The organism is Leclercia sp. UBA2479, from assembly GCF_002341985.1.
Classification (GTDB): domain Bacteria; phylum Pseudomonadota; class Gammaproteobacteria; order Enterobacterales; family Enterobacteriaceae; genus Enterobacter; species Enterobacter pneumoniae.
Genome location: NZ_DDPB01000009.1, coordinates 43,633 through 63,199, shown reverse-complemented (window position 1 = coordinate 63,199; position 19,567 = coordinate 43,633). Strand labels below are relative to the sequence as shown.

At 54.7% G+C, this 19,567-nt stretch carries 23 protein-coding genes; 13 read left to right on the top strand and 10 right to left on the bottom strand.

All coding sequences use genetic code 11. The features are described from left to right. Positions 1-14: 14 nt before the first annotated feature. From B3B59_RS09940 to B3B59_RS09930, 3 genes are all read left to right on the top strand, one after another. Positions 15-254, top strand: coding sequence for a DinI family protein (locus tag B3B59_RS09940; protein WP_040075822.1), 240 nt, complete (start codon positions 15-17; stop codon positions 252-254). A 137-nt stretch (positions 255-391) separates the two neighbouring features. After that, positions 392-709 carry an acid resistance repetitive basic protein Asr gene (asr, locus tag B3B59_RS09935; protein ID WP_046887255.1) on the top strand — a complete coding sequence of 106 codons (318 nt, stop codon included), beginning with the start codon at positions 392-394 and terminating at the stop codon, positions 707-709. Positions 710-978: 269 nt separating this feature from the next. Beyond that, complete coding sequence (locus tag B3B59_RS09930) at positions 979-1,800, top strand: trypsin-like serine peptidase (RefSeq protein ID WP_046887254.1); 822 nt, start codon at positions 979-981, stop codon at positions 1,798-1,800. A 175-nt stretch (positions 1,801-1,975) separates the two neighbouring features. On the opposite strand, the gene mdtI is transcribed toward B3B59_RS09930, so the two are convergent. The 3 genes from mdtI to B3B59_RS20540 all read right to left on the bottom strand — a co-directional run bounded on the left by mdtI (position 1,976) and on the right by B3B59_RS20540 (position 2,943). Further along, the gene (gene mdtI / locus B3B59_RS09925) at positions 1,976-2,305 is read right to left on the bottom strand and encodes a multidrug/spermidine efflux SMR transporter subunit MdtI (RefSeq protein WP_040075825.1); all 330 of its coding nucleotides are present in this window, start codon (positions 2,303-2,305) and stop codon (positions 1,976-1,978) included. Next, entirely contained in the window at positions 2,292-2,654 is a 363-nt protein-coding gene (gene mdtJ, locus B3B59_RS09920; protein WP_040075826.1) for a multidrug/spermidine efflux SMR transporter subunit MdtJ, read from the bottom strand. The genes mdtI and mdtJ overlap by 14 nt, the downstream gene beginning before the upstream one ends. A 118-nt stretch (positions 2,655-2,772) precedes the next feature. Next, a complete protein-coding gene (locus B3B59_RS20540) occupies positions 2,773-2,943 on the bottom strand; it encodes a hypothetical protein (RefSeq protein WP_422655493.1) in 171 nt (56 codons plus the stop codon). A 129-nt stretch (positions 2,944-3,072) separates the two neighbouring features. Here B3B59_RS20540 and B3B59_RS09915 point away from each other — a divergent pair, with 129 nt between their 5' ends. Then, positions 3,073-4,110 (top strand): AI-2E family transporter, encoded by a 1,038-nt coding sequence (locus B3B59_RS09915; protein WP_286808866.1) that lies wholly within the window; start codon positions 3,073-3,075, stop codon positions 4,108-4,110. Between the two features lie 3 nt (positions 4,111-4,113). Here B3B59_RS09915 and B3B59_RS09910 read toward each other — a convergent pair whose 3' ends face one another. Next, positions 4,114-5,064: a zinc-dependent alcohol dehydrogenase family protein gene (locus tag B3B59_RS09910; protein WP_286808865.1), complete on the bottom strand. Its 951-nt coding sequence runs from the start codon at positions 5,062-5,064 to the stop codon at positions 4,114-4,116. Beyond that, complete coding sequence (locus tag B3B59_RS09905) at positions 5,054-5,950, bottom strand: LysR substrate-binding domain-containing protein (RefSeq protein ID WP_286808864.1); 897 nt, start codon at positions 5,948-5,950, stop codon at positions 5,054-5,056. Before B3B59_RS09905 ends, B3B59_RS09910 begins: the two co-directional genes overlap by 11 nt. A gap of 111 nt (positions 5,951-6,061) precedes the next feature. Here B3B59_RS09905 and B3B59_RS09900 point away from each other — a divergent pair, with 111 nt between their 5' ends. Further along, positions 6,062-6,673: a LysE family translocator gene (locus B3B59_RS09900; RefSeq protein ID WP_286808862.1), complete on the top strand. Its 612-nt coding sequence runs from the start codon at positions 6,062-6,064 to the stop codon at positions 6,671-6,673. Here the strand turns inward: B3B59_RS09900 and smrA are convergent. Both smrA and B3B59_RS09890 read right to left on the bottom strand, forming a co-directional pair. Next, the gene (smrA, locus tag B3B59_RS09895; RefSeq protein ID WP_286808861.1) at positions 6,670-7,233 is read right to left on the bottom strand and encodes a DNA endonuclease SmrA; all 564 of its coding nucleotides are present in this window, start codon (positions 7,231-7,233) and stop codon (positions 6,670-6,672) included. The genes B3B59_RS09900 and smrA overlap by 4 nt on opposite strands. 341 nt (positions 7,234-7,574) lie before the next feature. After that, positions 7,575-8,498 carry a LysR family transcriptional regulator gene (locus tag B3B59_RS09890; protein ID WP_046887247.1) on the bottom strand — a complete coding sequence of 308 codons (924 nt, stop codon included), beginning with the start codon at positions 8,496-8,498 and terminating at the stop codon, positions 7,575-7,577. 175 nt (positions 8,499-8,673) lie between these two features. On the opposite strand from B3B59_RS09890, the gene B3B59_RS09885 reads away from it, so the two are divergent. From B3B59_RS09885 to fnr, 5 genes are all read left to right on the top strand, one after another. Then, on the top strand, positions 8,674-9,984 hold the full coding sequence (locus B3B59_RS09885) for a M20 family metallo-hydrolase (protein WP_286808860.1): 1,311 nt from the start codon (positions 8,674-8,676) through the stop codon (positions 9,982-9,984). Next, complete coding sequence (locus B3B59_RS09880) at positions 9,984-11,429, top strand: M20 family metallopeptidase (protein ID WP_233804410.1); 1,446 nt, start codon at positions 9,984-9,986, stop codon at positions 11,427-11,429. The genes B3B59_RS09885 and B3B59_RS09880 overlap by 1 nt, the downstream gene beginning before the upstream one ends. A gap of 39 nt (positions 11,430-11,468) precedes the next feature. Beyond that, positions 11,469-12,995: a p-aminobenzoyl-glutamate transporter gene (gene abgT / locus B3B59_RS09875; RefSeq protein WP_046887244.1), complete on the top strand. Its 1,527-nt coding sequence runs from the start codon at positions 11,469-11,471 to the stop codon at positions 12,993-12,995. A 10-nt stretch (positions 12,996-13,005) separates the two neighbouring features. Further along, on the top strand, positions 13,006-13,521 hold the full coding sequence (gene ogt / locus B3B59_RS09870; protein WP_212478022.1) for a methylated-DNA--[protein]-cysteine S-methyltransferase: 516 nt from the start codon (positions 13,006-13,008) through the stop codon (positions 13,519-13,521). Between the two features lie 183 nt (positions 13,522-13,704). Then, positions 13,705-14,457 carry a fumarate/nitrate reduction transcriptional regulator Fnr gene (gene fnr / locus B3B59_RS09865; RefSeq protein WP_040075840.1) on the top strand — a complete coding sequence of 251 codons (753 nt, stop codon included), beginning with the start codon at positions 13,705-13,707 and terminating at the stop codon, positions 14,455-14,457. Between the two features lie 125 nt (positions 14,458-14,582). Here fnr and B3B59_RS09860 read toward each other — a convergent pair whose 3' ends face one another. Further along, a complete protein-coding gene (locus tag B3B59_RS09860; RefSeq protein WP_233804409.1) occupies positions 14,583-14,717 on the bottom strand; it encodes a hypothetical protein in 135 nt (44 codons plus the stop codon). A gap of 476 nt (positions 14,718-15,193) precedes the next feature. Here B3B59_RS09860 and B3B59_RS09855 point away from each other — a divergent pair, with 476 nt between their 5' ends. The 3 genes from B3B59_RS09855 (at position 15,194) to uspE (ending at position 16,908) form a co-directional block, all read left to right on the top strand. Beyond that, complete coding sequence (locus B3B59_RS09855) at positions 15,194-15,433, top strand: hypothetical protein (RefSeq protein WP_046887242.1); 240 nt, start codon at positions 15,194-15,196, stop codon at positions 15,431-15,433. Positions 15,434-15,444: 11 nt separating this feature from the next. Next, positions 15,445-15,723, top strand: coding sequence for a biofilm development regulator YmgB/AriR family protein (locus B3B59_RS09850; protein WP_286808859.1), 279 nt, complete (start codon positions 15,445-15,447; stop codon positions 15,721-15,723). 234 nt (positions 15,724-15,957) lie between these two features. Then, the gene (gene uspE, locus B3B59_RS09845; RefSeq protein ID WP_040075844.1) at positions 15,958-16,908 is read left to right on the top strand and encodes a universal stress protein UspE; all 951 of its coding nucleotides are present in this window, start codon (positions 15,958-15,960) and stop codon (positions 16,906-16,908) included. A 35-nt stretch (positions 16,909-16,943) separates the two neighbouring features. Here the strand turns inward: uspE and B3B59_RS09840 are convergent, their stop codons facing one another. Both B3B59_RS09840 and pntB read right to left on the bottom strand, forming a co-directional pair. Further along, positions 16,944-18,065: a mechanosensitive ion channel family protein gene (locus tag B3B59_RS09840; RefSeq protein WP_046887240.1), complete on the bottom strand. Its 1,122-nt coding sequence runs from the start codon at positions 18,063-18,065 to the stop codon at positions 16,944-16,946. 112 nt (positions 18,066-18,177) lie between these two features. Then, complete coding sequence (gene pntB, locus B3B59_RS09835; protein WP_040075846.1) at positions 18,178-19,566, bottom strand: Re/Si-specific NAD(P)(+) transhydrogenase subunit beta; 1,389 nt, start codon at positions 19,564-19,566, stop codon at positions 18,178-18,180. Position 19,567: the final 1 nt, after the last annotated feature.

Sequence of the window (19,567 nt, the reverse complement as noted above, 5' to 3'; positions counted from 1 at the left end):
GCAAGGATTAACCGATGTTTGTGGAACTCATTTACGACAAGCGCAATGTGGCGGGTCTGCCTGGCGCACAAGAGATCATCCTTAATGAATTAACCCGCCGGGTTAACCGCATCTTCCCGGAAGCGGTAGTTAAGGTAAAGCCGATGCAGGCCAACAGTCTCAACAGCGATGCCAGCAAAAGCGATCGTGAAAAACTGAACCGCATGCTGGAAGAGATGTTTGATGAGGCCGATATGTGGCTGGTCGCTGAATAAACCGCTACTCGCACAGGTTGTACATATCGTTACACGCCGATACCAATCACTCACGGAAGCCTCGGATTTACAGGGATATAGTCTCTTCAACGGCCCCGCAGTGGGGTTAAATGAAAAACCAATTCGAGGACAGAACGATGAAAAAAGTATTAGCTCTGGTTGTTGCCGCTGCTATGGGTCTCTCTTCTGCTGCATTCGCTGCAGATGCTGCCACCACCGCGGCACCTGCCGCCACTGCAACCACCAGCGCGGCGCCAGCGGCGAAAACTGTGCACCATAAAAAACACAAGAAAGCCGCAGTGCAGAAAGCGCAGGCTGCGAAAAAACACCATAAAAAAGCGGTGAAAAAACAGGAAGCTGCGCCGGTTGCACAGAAAGCCCAGGCTGCGAAAAAACATCACAAGAAAGCGGTAAAACACGACGCGGCTAAACCGGCTGCCCAGCCCGCTGCATAAGGTCATGCGTGCCTGAGGGCACATCAGTATCCCGGTGCCGGAGCGCAATCTGTTCCGGCACCGTTTTTATTTCCGGAGGGCGTTATGCTGCGTCGCTATCGGTTTGAGCTGATTCTTATCACCCTAATTTTGTGCGCGCTGATTTCCGGTAGTTTTTTCCTTTCCTGAATGTAGCACGCTGATTTTGCTCCCACTTTCTTGCGGTCCCGTCTATAGTTATTTAACAGGGTTTACTTTAATAATCATAATTACCCCTTTCAGAGTGAGCTATGCATAGATCTGCAGCGATTTTACTGGGAACGTTAAGTCTCTTATCAGGTTTTTCTTATGCCGACGACGGCAGCGATGACGCGGCGAATGCCGATGAAATTCAGACGCTGTTCTTTGGTCATGATGACCGTACGCGCGTCAGCGATCCCACCCAGGCCCCCTGGGATGCGATCGGACAGCTTGAAACCGCCAGCGGAAACCTCTGCACCGCCACCCTCATTACCCCACGCCTGGCCCTGACCGCCGGGCACTGCCTGCTTACCCCGCCGAAAGGGAAAGAAGATAAAGCGCTCGCCCTGCGCTTTGTGTCGCAAAAAGGGTTATGGCGTTATGAAATACACGGTATCGAAGGGCGGGTGGATGCCTCTCTAGGCAAACGGCTGAAGGCCGATGGCGACGGCTGGATTGTTCCCCCTGCCGCGGCTTCATGGGACTTTGGGCTGGTGGTGTTGCGTTATCCGCCGTCCGGGATCACCCCTCTACCACTGTTTAGCGGCGATAAGGACGCGCTCACCGCCGCGTTGAAAGCAGCCGATCGCAAAGTGACGCAGGCAGGTTACCCGGAAGATCATCTGGACAGGCTCTTTACGCACCAGGACTGCGTCGTCACCGGCTGGGCGCAAAACAGTGTTCTTTCGCACCAGTGCGACACCCTGCCGGGTGACAGCGGTTCACCTCTGATGTTGAAAACCGCCAGCGGCTGGCAGTTGATTGGGGTACAAAGCTCGGCGCCGGCGGCGAAAGATCGCTGGCGGGCAGATAACCGCGCGCTCTCCGTCACCGGCTTTCGCGACAAATTACAGGCTCTGGCGCAAGAGTAATGCACCCCAGCTGCAATATACGTTACTGCCTGGTGTCGTCAACAGGCACCGGCCTGCTGTACCAGATGCGCTGCCGGCTGACTAAGTTAGCTCTTCAATGCCCCTCTTGAACACCTAATTTTCAGCAAACACAGGTGGCAAATTTCGCTGCCCGCTCTCGCAGGCAGCAGAACAGTCAGGCCAGTTTTATCATCACCATTCCGGCAATCAGTAACACTAATCCGACCCAGCCTTTAGGATTGAGGCGCTGACCAAATAAGATCCAGCCCGCGGCTAAGGTCGCTGCGATGCCGAAACCGCCCCACAGAGCATAGGCCACCGACAGATCGATCCCCTTGACCGCCTGAGACAAGGCGCTAAAGGCCCCCAGCACGGCGGCGATAGAGAGGAGGCCCTGAAGTTTTCGGCGAAAACCGTCAGAGAACTTCAGGAAAATATTCGCGACGATCTCCAGCACGATGGCGAGCGCCAGCCAGGCGGCGTGGATCCATTCAAACTGCTGCATGGGTCACCTCGTTTTTCTGTTTTTTGCTTTTACGGGTGCCCGATTTAATCAGCACAATGCCTGCGACCAGGGTCGTCAGACCGGCGATTTTCATCGTTGAAAGGGTTTCGTCAAACAGCATCACGCTGAAAAGGGTAATTATTAAAATACCTATTCCTTCCCAGAGTGCGTAGGCGACACCCAGCGCGATTTTTTTTACCGCAAATGAGAGAAATATATAAGAGAGCGTAATCATCGCCAGCATTAAAATAAATCCGGCATGTCCACCACTGGTTGCTGCCCATTTCATCGACAGCGTGCCGGTTATTTCAGCGATAATGGCCAGAGCTAATAAGATCCAGTAAAACATGGTTTTCTCCTGCTTGAGAATAGAGTCCTTCGCGGCTCGCTGTGAACAGCAAACCTAAAAAAAAGAAATAGTAATAGAAAGCTAAACGCGTAGCGTCAGCTCAGGCAGAGAGAGGGATCTATAGCGCGTTGCGCCAGTGTTGCTCACCAGCAAGCGGAGAGAAAGAGGGGGAAAAACCAAATGTAAATGCTGTCAAATGCGTCCTGAACAGATTGTCCATAAAATTACAATTATCTGCGGTGTTGCTTCTCGTCATTGCAGATGAAAATTGTCTCCGGTAGTTAAACACAGCTGATTTTTATCACAGGGCAAATATTTACTCAATACCTTTTCAATTCTTTACCCTTGTCGTTTGATATTGGTTAATTTATTTCTCTGTGCCTCGCGATTATTATTAACAAAAAACGCAGGAGCTCGTATGGCAAAACCTATCATCACGCTCAACGGATTAAAAATAGTCATCATGCTGGGCATGCTGGTCATCGTGCTGGCCGGGATCCGTTTTGCTGCCGATATTATCGTTCCCTTTATTCTGGCGCTGTTTATTGCCGTGGTACTCAATCCGCTGGTGCAGCGGATGGTGCGCCTGCGCGTGCCGCGCGTGCTGGCTATCTCGCTCCTGATTGGCGTGATTATTCTTGGCATGGTCCTGCTGCTGGCATATCTGGGCAGTTCACTGAACGAGCTGGCGCGCACCCTGCCCGTTTACCGCGACTCGTTGCTGGCGCCGTTACAACGGCTCGATCCCTGGCTCCACCGCGTGGGTATCGATGTGTCGATCGAACAATTACAAACATTTATCGATCCCAACGCCGCCATGACCCTGGTGACCAACCTGCTGACGCAGCTTTCGAATGCTATGACCTCGATTTTCCTGCTGCTTCTGACGGTAGTGTTTATGTTGATTGAAGTGCCGCAACTACCGGCGAAACTTCAGCCGCTCATGGCACGTCCCGCTGAAGGGATGGGCGCTATCCAGCGTGCACTCGACAGCGTAACCCACTACCTGGTGCTGAAAACGGCGATCAGCGTCGTGACCGGGCTGGTGGTCTGGGGCATGCTCACCCTGCTGGAGGTCCGCTTCGCGTTCGTCTGGGGATTGTTGGCCTTTGCGTTGAACTACATTCCTAATATCGGCTCGGTATTGGCCGCTATTCCCCCCATTGTTCAGGTGCTGGCGTTTAGCGGTTTTTACGATGCGCTGATTGTGCTGTCGGGCTATCTGCTGATTAACCTCTTGTTTGGCAATATCCTTGAGCCGCGCATGATGGGGCGCGGGCTGGGACTTTCTACGCTGGTGGTCTTTTTATCACTGATTTTCTGGGGCTGGCTGCTGGGGCCGGTGGGCATGCTGCTCTCTGTGCCGTTGACGATTATGGTCAAGATCGCCCTTGAGCAGACCGCAGGGGGACAGAGCATTGCGGTGCTGCTCAGCGATGTACAGCCATCGCGCTAACCTTTACGCACCCGTCAGCTTAAGTAGCGGTTTCCCCACTCTCCCCGGCTGGCGATAATGCGTCAGCGCATCGCGCCAGTCGGCAAAGGGCCAGACCACCGCGTCGCTAGAGTGGCTGGAGATCAACCGTGGCCACAGGGCCTGAAATTCGGCCTGCCACTGCTCGGTAGTCAGGGTGGCAAAGGTATTGCGCACATGAAACCAGTGCACCTGCGGGTAGTGGTGTCTCAGGGTAAAGGGCTGTCCGCTGAGCAGTCCATAGCTCACAAAGGTTCCCTTTTTCGGCATTCGTTCCAGCAACCTTTGCGCCAGTGCGCCTCCTGTCGCATCGAATACCCCCTCGCTAGTGGCGGCGACGTGGCAAACCGCCCCGGCATCCTCCTGCGCCACAGGAATGATGCCCAGTGTGGCGAGTCGTTCGGCATGTGCTGGCGAACGGTGGATGCCATAGACAGCCCGGGCGCCGCTACCTAGCGCCCACTGGCCCAGTAACAGGGCACAATCTGATCCCGCGGCGGTGAGCAGCACCTGTTTGCCCGTTACAGGATAAAGTTTCAGCATCAATTGTGCCGCCAGCGGATTGATAAACGCTCGTGCGGCCAGCGTATCACCGACCTCATCCGGCACCGGGATCGCCAGCGCAGCCGGGCAGTCCACTCGCTGCTGCCAGGTGCCCTCTCCCCGCAGAGGCAGCACGCGGCGCCCCAGCAGATGACCAAAAGCAGCCGGCGCGGCTATTACCCTGCCCACTCCTTCATAGCCCGCCACGGCAGGCAGGGAGATGCGATGGCGATAGGCTCCCGTAATGGGAATTAAATCGGATGCGTTCACCGGGGCGTAGAGCATCTCTACCCGAAGTGCATCTGCCGCACGCGCCCCTTTATTTTCGCTCTGCAGCCTGAGCACGGCATCGGGTTCGCCAAAACGCTGATAGGTTAACGCGTTATTGTTCATCGCAGCACTCCGGTACGCAGGTCAGAAGATAGTGACGCAGCGTCGCGATCTCTTTCTGGCGCGGACTGTCTTCCGGCCAGACCAGATAGTAGCCATCGCCCGTCACCACCTGGCGGGTAAACGGCAGCGCCAGCACCCCCTTCTCCAGCGCATGGCGACTCAAGGTCAGGTCGGCCACCGACACGCCATGCCCGGCGATGGCGGCCTGGTTCCCCTGCTCCAGCGTATCGAAGAGATGGCCGCGGCTGATATCCACCTGCTGTTCCAGCGGGGTGTCTTTCAGCCAACGACGCCAGTCCCGGCGGTCTGCCGAGGGATGTATTAGATCGCAACCCGGAAGATTGCGCTGCGCCTGCGCCACCAGCGAGGGTGCGCAGACAGGGGCAAGACGCTCCGCAAACAGCCGCAGGGCGTGGGTCTGCTCGCCGAACTGCCCGTTCCCCAGCAGAATGGCGCAATCGAAAGCCTCACGATGAAAATCGATCCGGTCTACATCCATCCAGACGCTGGAGACCTGTACCTCCGGTACGCTATGGCGTTCATGAAAGCCTTTCAGCGCCTGAAGCAACCAGTTAACCGTCAGGGTGGTGGGTGCCTTCAGGCGCAGGAACTGAGGGGGAGTACGAAAGGCGTCACAAGCGCTTTCAAGCGCGACAAATCCGGTACGCAACTGGCTGGCCAGCGTTCGTCCCGCATCGGTTAACTCTACGCGGGGCCCTTTACGCAGGAATAGCTGGCAACGGAAATGCGCCTCCAGGGTGCGGATGTGGCGACTGATGGCGCCAGGGGTAACGTGCAACGCCTCGGCGGCACGGGTGTAAGAGCCATGCAGCGCGGCGATATCAAAGGCGCGCAGCGCATATAAGGGCGGAAGGGGTGAGGACATCGCGATCTTCCATGATGAGTTTTACTCACATTTAATCGCAGGATTTTCCGTTTTTCAATTCCCCGGCTTTTGCCGACACTCCCCACTCACTTTGTTTACCCGGAGGCAGTGATGGTTATCAGCTTGTTCGCGACGTATCTCTTTTCGGTGGTGCTGTTATTGATTACGCCGGGTCCGGTCGTGGCGCTTGTCACCCATACGGCGCTTCGTCAGGGTTACCGCCCGGCTTTTATCACCGTTGCGGGGAGTAATCTTGCGTCGCTCATGTTGATTGTCGGGGCGGTAGTGATGCTGAGCGGAGCGGTGCGCATTCATCCGCTCTCGCTTCCGCTGGCGGGCGTGGCGGGTTCTCTCTATCTCGGTTGGCTGGCGGCGGATCTGTGGCGGGAAGGTGGCACAGAGGCCCATGACGAGCCTCGCCGCGGGGGATTTAGGGTGGGGTTTTTCGCCGCTATCGCCAATCCCAAAGATATCCTTTTCTTTGCCGCCTTTTTCCCACAGTTTATTCGCGTAACACCCGATTTTGCGCTGAGCGTAACCCTGCTTACGCTGGGCTGGGTGATTCTGGATCTGCTGATTCTGTCGCTCTGGATCCTGAGCGTCCGCCGCTGTTTATCTGCCCGCTCCCTCCCGGTGGTGAATCGGCTGACGGCGCTGTTTTTAACGGGCGTGGCCCTTTCAGGCCTGGTGCTAAACAGTCAGGCCGCGTTCAATGTGCTTTAGCGGCTCCGTTTGGCATGACGTTCGCGGGTGTCGAGTTTGGCTTCGCTGGACTTGCGCAATGCGACATAGCAGGCTCCGCTGCCGCCATGATGAGGCTGCGCGGGGCAGAAAGCCTGAACCGCATCGAATTCCGTCAGCCAGCGAGCAAGATAGCTGCGCACGATGTTGGCGTGAGAATCTGCCTCACGGCCTTTACCGTGCACGATGATAAGGTTACGAAGCCCCTCCCGCTCGGCCTGACAGATGAAGCTAAACAGCCGCTGACGGCACTGCTCTACAGGGGTGCGCAACAGCGAAAGGCTGGCCTGGCGCGGATATTTCCCCAGACGTAGCTTCTCGACTACGCCCTGCTGGATGCCTTCGCGCTGATAGGCAAGCGGCTCTGCAAGCGGAAGAATATCGAGATAGCCAGTGGTCAAAAAGTTATCGAGCTGTTCCAGATCGAGCGACTGTTTGTCACGCGCTTTTGGGGCGGGCTGCCAGTGGATATCGGTGCAGCGTTTCAGAGGCTGGACGTCCTGCATCGCATCAAGGAAAAGCGATCTATCATCGGGTTTCATGGCAATCCTCCTGCTTCTACTGACCCCTTACTATACCTGGGTAGTATAGATGGCTCAATGGGCAGGGGTAAGCCGAATATAACGCTGCCGTGAAATAAAAATAAAAGTTAAATAAGTAAATTAACCGACCCCTTAATCGCCACTTAAGTCAAATTTAATAATAGTTAATAATGGGTCCAAATATAAAAATTGTGACACTGAATGCGTTATTTTCTTTATTTATTCCGGGATAACAGTTATAAATGCATCCATCTGCACAAGGAATGATTAAGCAGTGTATGCATGTGGAGCATTGCTGTGGGTACTGTAGAGTCTGTTGGATGTCGACAGGCTCTATTTTTTTATCCTTCGTCCGCCATACTATTTATCTGCCTTGCATGCCGGCGGAACTGCGTGATCAACGATGTCGTCAGCGGCGTCTGGCGCGTGTCACGGCGCTGGATGAGGTAGTAGGTCGCCTTCGGCAGCGTCTCTTTGACCGGGAGCATCACCAGCCGGTTTGCCAGCAGCGGGTCACACCCCAACTCCTGCGGTAATATGCTCAAAAAATCACTTTGCGCCACCAGACTAATACTGGATGAGAATGTTTCGCATACAACGCCGATATTTGGGAATTGTTCTCGATTAATAAAAACTTCTTCCAACTGTTTATAATAACTGCCTCGCGGTGTGGGCATCGTCCAGCTGTATTTTAACAATTCGCTTATCGATGTTGCGCCCAACGCCGGATGCCCCGCCCGGCAGAATATTGCAAAAGGCTTCTCAAAAAGTTTTTCAAAACTAAATTCGTGATCGTAAGGCCCCCGGTAATAGGTATTGATAGTAAAATCCAGTTCACCCTGCCTTAATTCATTGATCATCGACACCAGTTGGCCTTCCATGATGCGCACCTTCACCTGCGGGTGTTGCTGATGAAAGCGACTAATCACCCCGGGCATCAGCAGACGTGCCACGCTGGCCCCCATGCCGATGTTAATCTGCCCCGCGAGTTTCCCCTGACGTTGCAAAATGTCCTCTTGCGCCGAACGCAACTCCTCCAGAATGAGACTGGCATGGTGATAAAAGCTCTCGCCACATTCGGTCAGCGCCACCCCTTTACTGCGGCGGATAAAAAGCTGGGCGGCAATCCCCTCTTCAAGCTCTTTGATTGATTTCGTCAGCGCCGGTTGCGACAGATTCAATACCCGGCTGGCGCCGCGGATGCTTCCCTGACGCGCCACTTCCACAAAAGCCCGAATTTGATGAAATTTTACCTGGAATGTCATAGCTGCACCGATAACCGTTGTTTATCAGAGAAAAGAAACTGTCATCTACTTTAATGGAAATGATTGTGTCAGGGTAATTCCCGAAAGGTTAAATCTGTGAAAAAGCGGTGAGTGATAAGTAAAAACTATCACACCGTGAGGGAGTTCACATAATCTAATGATGACAGGAAACACGATGCAGGCATTAGCGCACTACCTTGAGACGTTATCTCCGCAACTTACCGCATGGCGGCGCGATTTCCACCACTATGCCGAATCCGGCTGGGTGGAGTTTCGTACCGCCGCAAAAGTGGCTGAAATTCTTGATCGGCTAGGATATGAACTGGCCCTGGGCCGTGACGTTGTGGACGCCGACAGCCGGATGGGCCTGCCGGATGAAGCAACCCTTGCCCGTGAATTTGCGCGTGCGCGTGCGCAGGGGGCGCCGGAAAAATGGCTGAGCGCCTTCGAAGGCGGTTTTAGCGGGATCGTGGCTACCCTCCAGACTGGCCGTCCTGGCCCGACGCTTGCCTACCGGGTAGATATGGATGCGCTGGATCTCGACGAAGCCCTGCATGAGGATCACCGCCCTTACCGGGAAGGTTTTGCCTCTTGTAACGCGGGCATGATGCACGCCTGCGGACACGACGGCCACACCACTATCGGTCTCGGTCTGGCCCATCTCCTGAAAGAGAACGAGGCGCAGCTTAACGGCACCATTAAGCTGATCTTCCAGCCTGCGGAAGAAGGTACGCGCGGGGCCCGGGCGATGGTTGCCGCCGGCGCGCTGGACGGTGTGGATTACTTTACCGCCATCCATATCGGCACGGGCGTGCCGGCGGGCACGGTGATTTGCGGTAGCGATAACTTTATGGCCACCACCAAATTCGACGTGCGCTTTACCGGCGTGGCGGCGCACGCCGGCGGCAAACCGGAAGAGGGTCGCAATGCCCTGCTCGCCGCCGCGCAGGCCGCCCTGGGTCTGCACGCTATTGCGCCGCACAGCGAAGGGGCTTCCCGGGTGAATGTTGGCGTGATGCAGGCAGGTACCGGTCGCAACGTGGTGCCCGCCACCGCCCTGCTGAAGGTGGAGACCCGCGGCGAGACCGAGGCCATTAACCAGTATGTTTTTGAACGGGCAAAGTCAGTTATCGACGGCGCAACGGCGATGTATGGCGTACAGAGCGAGATGCGCCTGATGGGCGCCGCCACCTCCAGTTCGCCATCCCCCGCATGGGTCGACTACCTGCGAGAGCAAACCTCACAGGTAGCTGGCGTTGAACAGGTGCTTGATAAGGTGGCTGCGCCGGCGGGCTCAGAAGATGCCACCCTGATGATGGCCCGGGTACAGCAGAACGGCGGTCTGGCATCTTATATGGTCTTTGGCACCTCCCTCAGCGCCGGACATCACAACGAAAAGTTCGATTTCGATGAGCAGATCATGCAGATCGCGGTCGAAACCCTGGCGCGTACTGCGCTCAATTTTCCGTGGGCGCGAGGTGTGTGATGGAGGCGATTTACCGCTTTATCGACGATGCGATCGAAACACGCGCTCAGCAATTTACCGACATGGCTGACGATATCTGGGATCATCCGGAAACGCGTTTTGAAGAGTTCTGGTCGGCCGAACGGCTGGCCACGGCGCTGCAGGAGGCGGGGTTTAGCGTAACCCGCACCCCCGGCGATATTCCCAATGCCTTTATTGCCAGCTTCGGCAGCGGTAAACCGGTTATCGCGCTGCTGGGGGAGTATGATGCGCTGGCAGGCCTTAGCCAGCGCGCGGGTTGTGCCACTCAGCAGAGTGACACCCCCGGCGCGAACGGCCACGGGTGCGGCCATAATTTGCTCGGCACTGCCGCCCTGGCGGGTGCCGTTGCGGTGAAAAGCTGGCTCGAGCAACACGGCGGCAGCGGTACCGTGCGCTTCTACGGCTGCCCTGGCGAAGAGGGTGGCTCCGGCAAAACCTTTATGGTACGAGAAGGGCTGTTCGATGATGTGGATGCCGCCGTCACCTGGCATCCGGAGGCTTTTGCTGGCATGTTCAACGTCAGCACCCTGGCAAATATCCAGGCCGCCTGGCGCTTCCAGGGTACAGCGGCGCATGCCGCCAACTCGCCTCATCTGGGTCGCAGCGCCCTTGATGCCGTGACGCTGATGACCACCGGCACAAACTTCCTTAATGAACACATTATCGAAAAAGCCCGCGTCCATTACGCTATTACCGATACCGGGGGTATCTCGCCGAACGTGGTACAGGCGCAGGCCGAAGTGCTCTATCTCATTCGCGCGCCGGAGATGGCCGATGCGCAGCAGATCTACCAGCGTATCGAGAAGATTGCGCAAGGCGCGGCGCTGATGACCGAAACCACCGTCGAGCAGCGCTTCGACAAAGCCTGCTCCAGCTACTTGCCTAATCGCACGCTGGAGGCCGCGATGTATTCTGCTCTCACCCATTACGGTACGCCCCAGTGGAGTGATGAAGAGCGGGCCTTCGCAGCGGAGATCCGCGCCACCCTTACCGATAACGATCTGCACAACAGTCTGAAAAATATAGCCGCCACCGGGGGTGAGGCCGGTAAAACCTTTGCCCGTCGACAGCAGCAGACCCTGCTGGTAGACGAGGTGGCCCCCTATGCCGTTACCGACAACGTCCTGGCGGGCTCGACCGATGTGGGCGACGTGAGCTGGAAGATGCCGGTGGCGCAGTGCTTCAGCCCCTGCTTTACCGTAGGCACCCCGTTGCACACCTGGCAGCTGGTGGCCCAGGGGCGCACCTCGATGGCACATAAGGGGATGCTGCTGGCTGCGAAAGTCATGGGTGCGACCGCGCTCTCCCTGTTGCAGGATCGTTCCCTGCTGCAGGCGTGCCGTGAGGAGTTCGAAAAAATGGTGGCCGACACACCGTATGTCTGCCCGATCCCACGCGGCGTGACACCGTCACCTTTAAAATAATAAACACAACACAACATCCAATACGTTCGAGGAACGCCCATGAGTATGTCTTCCATACCTTCGCATTCCCCATCCGGTAAGCTCTATGGTTGGGTCGAAAGAGTCGGCAACAAAGTGCCGCACCCTTTCCTGCTGTTCATCTACTTGATTGTGATTTTGATGGTGGCCACTGCCGCACTCTCCGCCTTTGGCGTCAGTGCCCGCAACCCGGCCGATGGCAGCATGGTGGCCGTAAAAAACCTGCTGAGCGTAGAGGGGCTGCACTGGTTTTTGCCCAATGTGATTAAAAACTTCAGCGGCTTTGCCCCGCTGGGGGCGATTCTGGCGCTGGTGCTGGGGGCCGGGCTGGCAGAGCGATCGGGGCTGCTGCCAGCGCTGATGGTAAAAATGGCGTCGCACGTCAGTGCACGTTACGCCAGCTATATGGTGTTGTTTATCGCCTTCTTTAGCCATATTTCCTCGGATGCCGCGCTGGTAATCATGCCGCCGATGGGGGCGCTGATCTTCCTGGCCGTCGGCCGTCATCCGGTGGCGGGGTTGCTGGCGGCTATCGCCGGCGTGGGCTGTGGCTTTACGGCTAATCTCTTGATCGTGACCACCGACGTCCTGCTCTCGGGCATCAGTACTGAAGCGGCCAAAACCCTGGACGCATCACTCCACGTCAGCGTGATCGACAACTGGTACTTTATGGCCAGCTCCGTCATCCTCCTTACCCTCGTGGGTGGGCTGATCACCGATAAAATTGTGGAGCCGCGCCTCGGTGAGTGGCAAGGCAGCAGCGAGGAGAAACTTGATACCTTATCGCCCGCGCAGCGTTTTGGTCTGCGGGTAGCTGGCGTAGTCTCACTGCTGTTTATTGGCCTGATTGCCCTGATGGTGGTACCCGAAAACGGCATTCTGCGTGACCCGGTACAGCATACCGTCCTGCCCTCACCCTTCATTAAGGGCATCGTGCCGCTGATCATTCTCTTCTTCTTTGTGGTCTCGCTGGCGTATGGCATTGCGGTGGGCAAAATCCGCCGTCAGGCCGACCTGCCGCAGTTGATGATCGAGCCCATGAAAGAGATGGCCGGTTTTATCGTGATGGTCTTCCCGCTGGCCCAGTTCGTTGCCATGTTCAACTGGAGCAACATGGGCAAATTTATGGCGGTAGGCCTGACCGATATTCTTGAATCCGCCGGTCTGAGCGGCGTCCCTGCCTTTGTCGGGCTGGCGCTTTTATCCTCTCTGCTCTGCATGTTTATCGCCAGCGGTTCGGCAATCTGGTCGATTCTGGCACCGATTTTTGTCCCGATGTTTATGCTGCTGGGCTTCCATCCGGCGTTTGCGCAGATTCTCTTCCGCGTGGCAGATTCGTCGGTGATCCCGCTGGCGCCTGTTTCACCCTTCGTGCCGCTGTTTTTAGGCTTCCTGCAACGGTATAAACCTGAGGCGAAATTGGGTACCTACTATTCGCTGGTATTACCCTATCCGCTTATCTTTTTAGGGGTATGGTTGCTGATGCTGGTGGCATGGTATCTTGTCGGCCTGCCCATTGGGCCGGGGGTTTACCCACGTCTGAACTAAGGAAAACAGGATGCTGAGATTACTCGAAGACAAAATTGCGACCCCGCTGGGGCCTCTGTGGATTCTGGCGGACGAGCAGGGTTGTCTTCGCGCCGTAGAGTGGGAAGAACACAGCGACCGCATGGTCGAACTGCTCAATATCCACTATCGCTCGCAAGGCTACGAGCGTATCGGCGCCAGCAATCCGGGCGGCCTGAGCGATAAGCTCACCGCCTGGTTTGAGGGTGAGCTCAGCATCATTGATGACCTGCCTACCGCCACTGCGGGTACGCCGTTCCAGCGCGAAGTCTGGAAAGCGCTACGGCAGATCCCCTGTGGCCAGGTAATGCATTATGGTCAGCTTGCTGCGCTGCTTGGACGCCCAGGCGCCGCCCGTGCGGTTGGCGCGGCCAACGGTTCAAACCCGGTCAGTATTGTGGTGCCGTGTCATCGCGTTATTGGGCGTAACGGCACCCTGACTGGCTATGCTGGCGGGGTGCAACGTAAGGAGTGGTTATTGCGCCATGAGGGTTACTTGCTGTTGTAAATACCAGGCTTTTAGTGCTTAAATTTCCTCGTCTTAGGGGGCATCTCCTCAATCATTCTGTGGAATTTCAAGAAGATGCCTCTGCATGCCCTTTTCTTGCCTTTATTGATGGTTTACCAGGCTTACGCCAGCCCCAAAAAGATGTTAAAATTGACCAATATCAATTAAGGCTTGAGCATACCTATGATCCCGGAAAAGCGAATTATTCGACGCATTCAGTCTGGCGGTTGTGCTATTCACTGTCAGGATTGCAGCATCAGCCAGCTCTGTATCCCTTTTACGCTGAATGAGCATGAACTCGACCAGCTTGATAATATTATCGAGCGTAAAAAGCCGATTCAGAAAGGTCAGACGCTGTTCAAAGCCGGCGACGAACTCAAATCCCTCTACGCTATCCGCTCTGGCACCATCAAGAGCTACACCATTACCGAACAGGGCGACGAGCAGATCACCGGCTTCCACCTGGCAGGCGATTTGGTTGGATTTGATGCTATCGGTACGGGCCATCACCCAAGCTTTGCGCAGGCGCTGGAAACCTCAATGGTGTGTGAAATCCCGTTCGAGACTCTGGATGACCTGTCAGGCAAAATGCCGAGCCTGCGTCAGCAAATGATGCGTTTGATGAGCGGCGAAATCAAAGGCGATCAGGATATGATCCTGCTGCTGTCCAAGAAGAATGCCGAAGAGCGCCTGGCGGCCTTTATCTATAACCTCTCTCGCCGTTTTGCCGAGCGAGGATTCTCACCACGCGAGTTCCGTCTGACTATGACGCGTGGCGATATCGGTAACTACTTGGGGCTCACCGTAGAGACTATCTCCCGTCTGCTGGGTCGTTTCCAGAAAAGCGGCATGCTGGCGGTGAAAGGTAAATATATCACCATCGAAAACGGTGAAGCGCTGGCGGTACTGGCCGGCCATACGCGTAACGTCGCGTAACGCCTGTTTAAACGTTATACCCGATCGGTAATGCGATATTATCGGTCGGGCTCTCCTTTTATTCCCTCCTCCCCTTTACTTCACCCAGCAAAAAACCGCCCGAAGGCGGTTTAGATGCGAGCCGATCAGAGTGGTTTGTTCACACCATCCGGATCTTCAGGCGCCAGCGGGTCATTCACATCTGGCACATCAGGCACATCATCACCAGGAACGGTGTCATCTTCTGGTAAAGGATCAATTAAATCAGGACGATCAGCCATTACGCCTCCGTCAGACAGGATAGCTTGAGCTATTTACTTTTGCTCGGTTGTTGTTTGTTGCCCTGTTTATCATCAGGCATCTTTTGCGGCTGTTTAGGCTGCTCTTTATTTACGCTAGAGAGTATGGATTTCATTTGAAACTCCAGTAGGGTTTACAGCTTGTGCTGCATTGAAAGTATAAGTTCTGCTTACTATATATTCGAGCGAATCGGCAGCCACATAATTTCATCTTATTGAAATTCTAGCGTTTAAAGATATATAAACATTTCCTTTGCAATAATTCCCTCATAGTATCGTTTACACTTTTTTATTTTTCACTCTTCTCGTGTGCCATACATGAATACCCGAACGAGCTATGGACATCACAAAACCAGGTAAAGACGAAAAAAGTTGTACAACACCACTGTACAGATTTGCGCGACTAGTTTAGATTTAGGTTATTCCAACTCTGGGCTAATAACTAACTGGCGGATTAAATGCGTCACAATCGCGCAAGATCAGCAGCTGAAGCTGCTCTGGTAGTCTATTTCAATAAAAAAATGCTCCCAACGCCGGAAGAGACGTTGGGTGCGATCGTCAGTGAGATTTTAAAAGAACGTGTACAACTTAGTCGTATGACTATTTGCTCGAAGCTGCTTGGCAAAATTGAGATGGCGACTGATGAAGATGAAATCGCGCATTACAACAGTCTCATCGCCCTGTTTTTTGATCGTTAAGAGAGAATTCCATGAATAATGTCAGCACTCAGCACACTTACCTTTTTGATGCCCTTCATGACCGCGGACTGGCTCAACATTTTAGTACGGCGGGGGGGTCACTGCAGGATGAAGCTGCGGTTCTTGGTGCCGCCATTCGCTGCATGATGGTGTGTGGAGAGAGCCTGTCTAATAAAGAGCTAATCTTGCAACTGATACATGCGCTTGATGTGACCACGGATCCTAAAGCCTGCGATATCATTCGTAATACGCTTGAAATCGTTGTCGGGTATACCCGCGATGATATCTAGGAACCCAGGAAAAACGTCTGAAAATAAAAACGGCAAAAAGCCCCATCCAGTGGGCTTTTTCTCTTTTGGGTGAACGGCTAAAACCATTAAAGCCCGTGATATCACAGGGAAACCGGCGTGGAAGTAAAATTTCCTGATTTATTGATCTGACGAAAACTTCCCCCCTGTTTCATTCCACATATATGGGTTACTCTTTGAATTACAGACTGTGGTGACAGTTGTAAGGAGACCTGTATGGCAAAGTATCAAAACATGCTGGTGGCCATCGATCCTAATCAGGACGATCAACCAGCGTTACGAAGAGCTGTCTATTTACATCAACGGATTGGTGGCAAAATCAAAGCGTTTTTGCCGATCTATGACTTCTCTTACGAAATGACCACCCTTCTGTCGCCTGACGAGCGCACCGCTATGCGTCAGGGAGTGATCAGTCAACGAACCGCGTGGATCCGCGAGCAGGCAAAATATTATCTTGAAGCCGGCGTGCCTATCGATATCAAAGTGGTCTGGCATAACCGTCCATTCGAGGCCATTATTCAGGAAGTCATTGCGGGCGAGCATGATTTACTGCTGAAAATGGCCCACCAGCATGACAAACTTGAAGCCGTGATCTTCACCCCGACCGACTGGCACTTGTTGCGTAAATGCCCTTGCCCGGTGTGGATGGTAAAAGATCAGCCGTGGCCAGAAGGCGGCAAAGCCGTAGTCGCCGTGAATCTCGCCAGTGAAGAGGACTATCACAACTCTCTGAACGAGAAACTGCTTAAAGAGACCATCCAACTCGCCGAGCAGGTTAACCATACCGAAGTGCATCTGGTCGGTGCTTATCCCGTTACTCCTATCAATATCGCCATCGAATTACCGGAATTTGATCCCAGCGTTTATAACGATGCTATTCGTGGACAGCACTTGCTGGCCATGAAGGCCCTACGGCAGAAATTTGGTATTGATGAAAAGCTCACCCATGTAGAGAAAGGATTGCCGGAAGAGGTGATTCCGGATCTGGCAGAACATCTCCAGGCGGGGATTGTGGTTTTAGGTACCGTGGGTCGCACCGGTATCTCCGCAGCCTTCCTCGGTAACACGGCGGAACAGGTAATTGACCATCTGCGCTGCGACCTGTTGGTCATTAAACCGGATCAGTATCAGACGCCGGTTGAGCTGGATGACGAAGAGGACGACTAGAGATGAAAAAGCCCGCCGCAATGGCGGGCTTTTTTTTAGCTTTCTGCTGCCCTCTGCTGAGGCGCAGTTTGTTGTCTGTTCTCGCCTTTCTGCATCCAGGGGGCGTGCAGCACCATACTGGGCAGAGCAAGCTTAACGCCGGCTTCATTCAGGCTTTCAAGAATCCGGATATTGATCTCCTGCTGAATATCCATGTACTTGTTGTAATCCGCCGTGTTCACGATATGCACCACCTCAAAGGTGAGCCTGTCAGTATCAAATCCCAGCAGATGGGCACGGTCAAACCGGGTTTCACCGACATCGGTGATAATGTTTTTCACGTTATCGCCAATCACGCGTAATTTTTCTGGCGGCGTGTCGCTGGCCACCCCAAACGTAAAGACGATACGGCGCGTCTGCATGCGCTTATAGTTATGCAGCGTTTGCTGGAGCAGAATCGCGTTCCCGCAAACAATCTGTTCGCCGCTCAGGCTGCGAATACGGGTCGTTTTCAGGCCAATATGTTCCACCGTCCCGGCGACATCGTTAAACACCACAAAATCGCCGATTTCAAAGGGTTTATCAAAACCAATGGAGAGCGACGCAAAGACATCGCTAAGAATCGTTTGCACCGCCAGCGCAATGGCGATACCCCCTACCCCCAGGCTGGCCACCAGCGCAGTGATATTGACGCCCGCATTGGCAAGAATAGAGAGCAGCATGACCGACCAGACCACCGCCCGCAGAATCAACCCGGTGATCACCAGGGTAACGGGGTTCTTGTGGCTTCCCGGCGCCAGCATGATGTGACGCAGCCAGGAGACCACTCCCTGATCCAGCCACAAGGCCACCTGAATGGCAAAGACCAGGAACCAGGCATGGCTCAGCGTCCCGGAGAGATGGGACGGCAAATCAACAAATCGTAGGCTGACCAGCAGCGCCACCACAAACAGCAGGAAACGGCTGGTTCTGTTCAGCATCTCCATCAGTACAAAGCGCATCCGGTTTGTGGTGGGATGCTTGTCGCCCCAGGTGGTGATCCCTTTTTTGATAAACCCTATCAGGCGCGTAAGCAGCCAGTAGACCAACAGCGTCACGATGATAACGGTGGCGACGCCAATCCAGAAAGTGGGTCTCATCATCAGGTCAATGATGTCGAAGCGGGACAGAAATTGCATTACACCTCCTCGTCTTGCGCAAAGCTAAAAGTATAGACAGACGAGAAAGGCTGACCGCAGAAATAAGAAAACCGCCCCGAAGAGCGGTTTGTCATTACGGCCAATGGTTGCGTTACAACGCTTTCAGAATCGCGTCCACGCTGGCTTTGGCATCACCAAACAGCATGTGGGTGTTCTCTTTGAAGAACAATGGATTCTGAACGCCTGCATAGCCCGTATTCATAGAGCGTTTGAAGACGATAACATTCTGCGCTTTCCATACTTCCAGCACCGGCATGCCGGCGATAGGACTCTTTGGATCGTCCTGCGCCGCCGGGTTGACGGTATCGTTCGCGCCGATAACCAGCACGGTGTCGGTATCGGCGAAATCATCGTTGATCTCATCCATCTCCAGCACGATATCGTAAGGGACTTTCGCCTCTGCCAGCAGCACGTTCATATGGCCAGGAAGACGCCCGGCAACCGGGTGAATACCGAAGCGCACCTTGATGCCACGCGCCCGCAGCTTCTCGGTAATTTCCGCCACCGGATACTGCGCTTGCGCAACCGCCATGCCGTAGCCCGGAGTGATGATCACCGAATGGGCATTTTTCAGCATTTCTGCGGTCTCCTCGGCGGAAATCTCACGATGCTCGCCCACTTCGTCTTCAGACCCCGTAGAAGAACCGTCGGTACCGAAGCCGCCGGCGATGACGCTGATAAACGAGCGGTTCATCGCTTTACACATGATGTAGGAGAGGATCGCACCGGAAGAGCCCACCAGCGCACCGGTGACGATCAGCAGGTCGTTGCTCAGCATAAAGCCCGCTGCTGCCGCTGCCCAGCCCGAGTAGGAGTTCAGCATTGAGACCACGACTGGCATATCTGCCCCGCCGATGGAAGCCACCAGATGCCAGCCAAACGCCAGCGCGATCATGGTCATCACCAGCAGCGCCAGTACCTGCATCCCTACGCTTTCGGTACGCACGAAGATCAACAGCAGTACAAAGGATACCACCAGCGCCGCCAGGTTCAGCTTGTGGCGATTAGGCAGCATCAGCGGTTTTGACGAAATTTTGCCGCGCAGTTTGCCGAAGGCCACGATTGAACCGGTGAAGGTCACCGCACCGATAAAGATGCCCAGGAACACTTCCGTCAGGTGAATATTCACCAGAATCGGCTCCATGCCGGGTTCGTGATACAGGTAGCTGTTGAAGCCTACCAGCACCGCCGCCAGTCCGACAAAGCTGTGCAAAATTGCCACCAGCTCCGGCATCTCGGTCATCTCAACGCGCTTCGCCAGACGAATCCCGATTGCGCCACCGATGATCATTGCCACCAGAATCCACGCCACGTTGCCTGTATCCGGCCCAAAGATGGTGGCAATCAGCGCAATCGCCATCCCGGCGATACCAAAATTGTTCCCCTGCTGGGAGGTCTCGTGCTTTGAGAGCCCCGCCAGGCTGAAAATAAACAGGATCGCAGCAACAATGTATGCGGCTGTCACTAATCCTCCAGACATA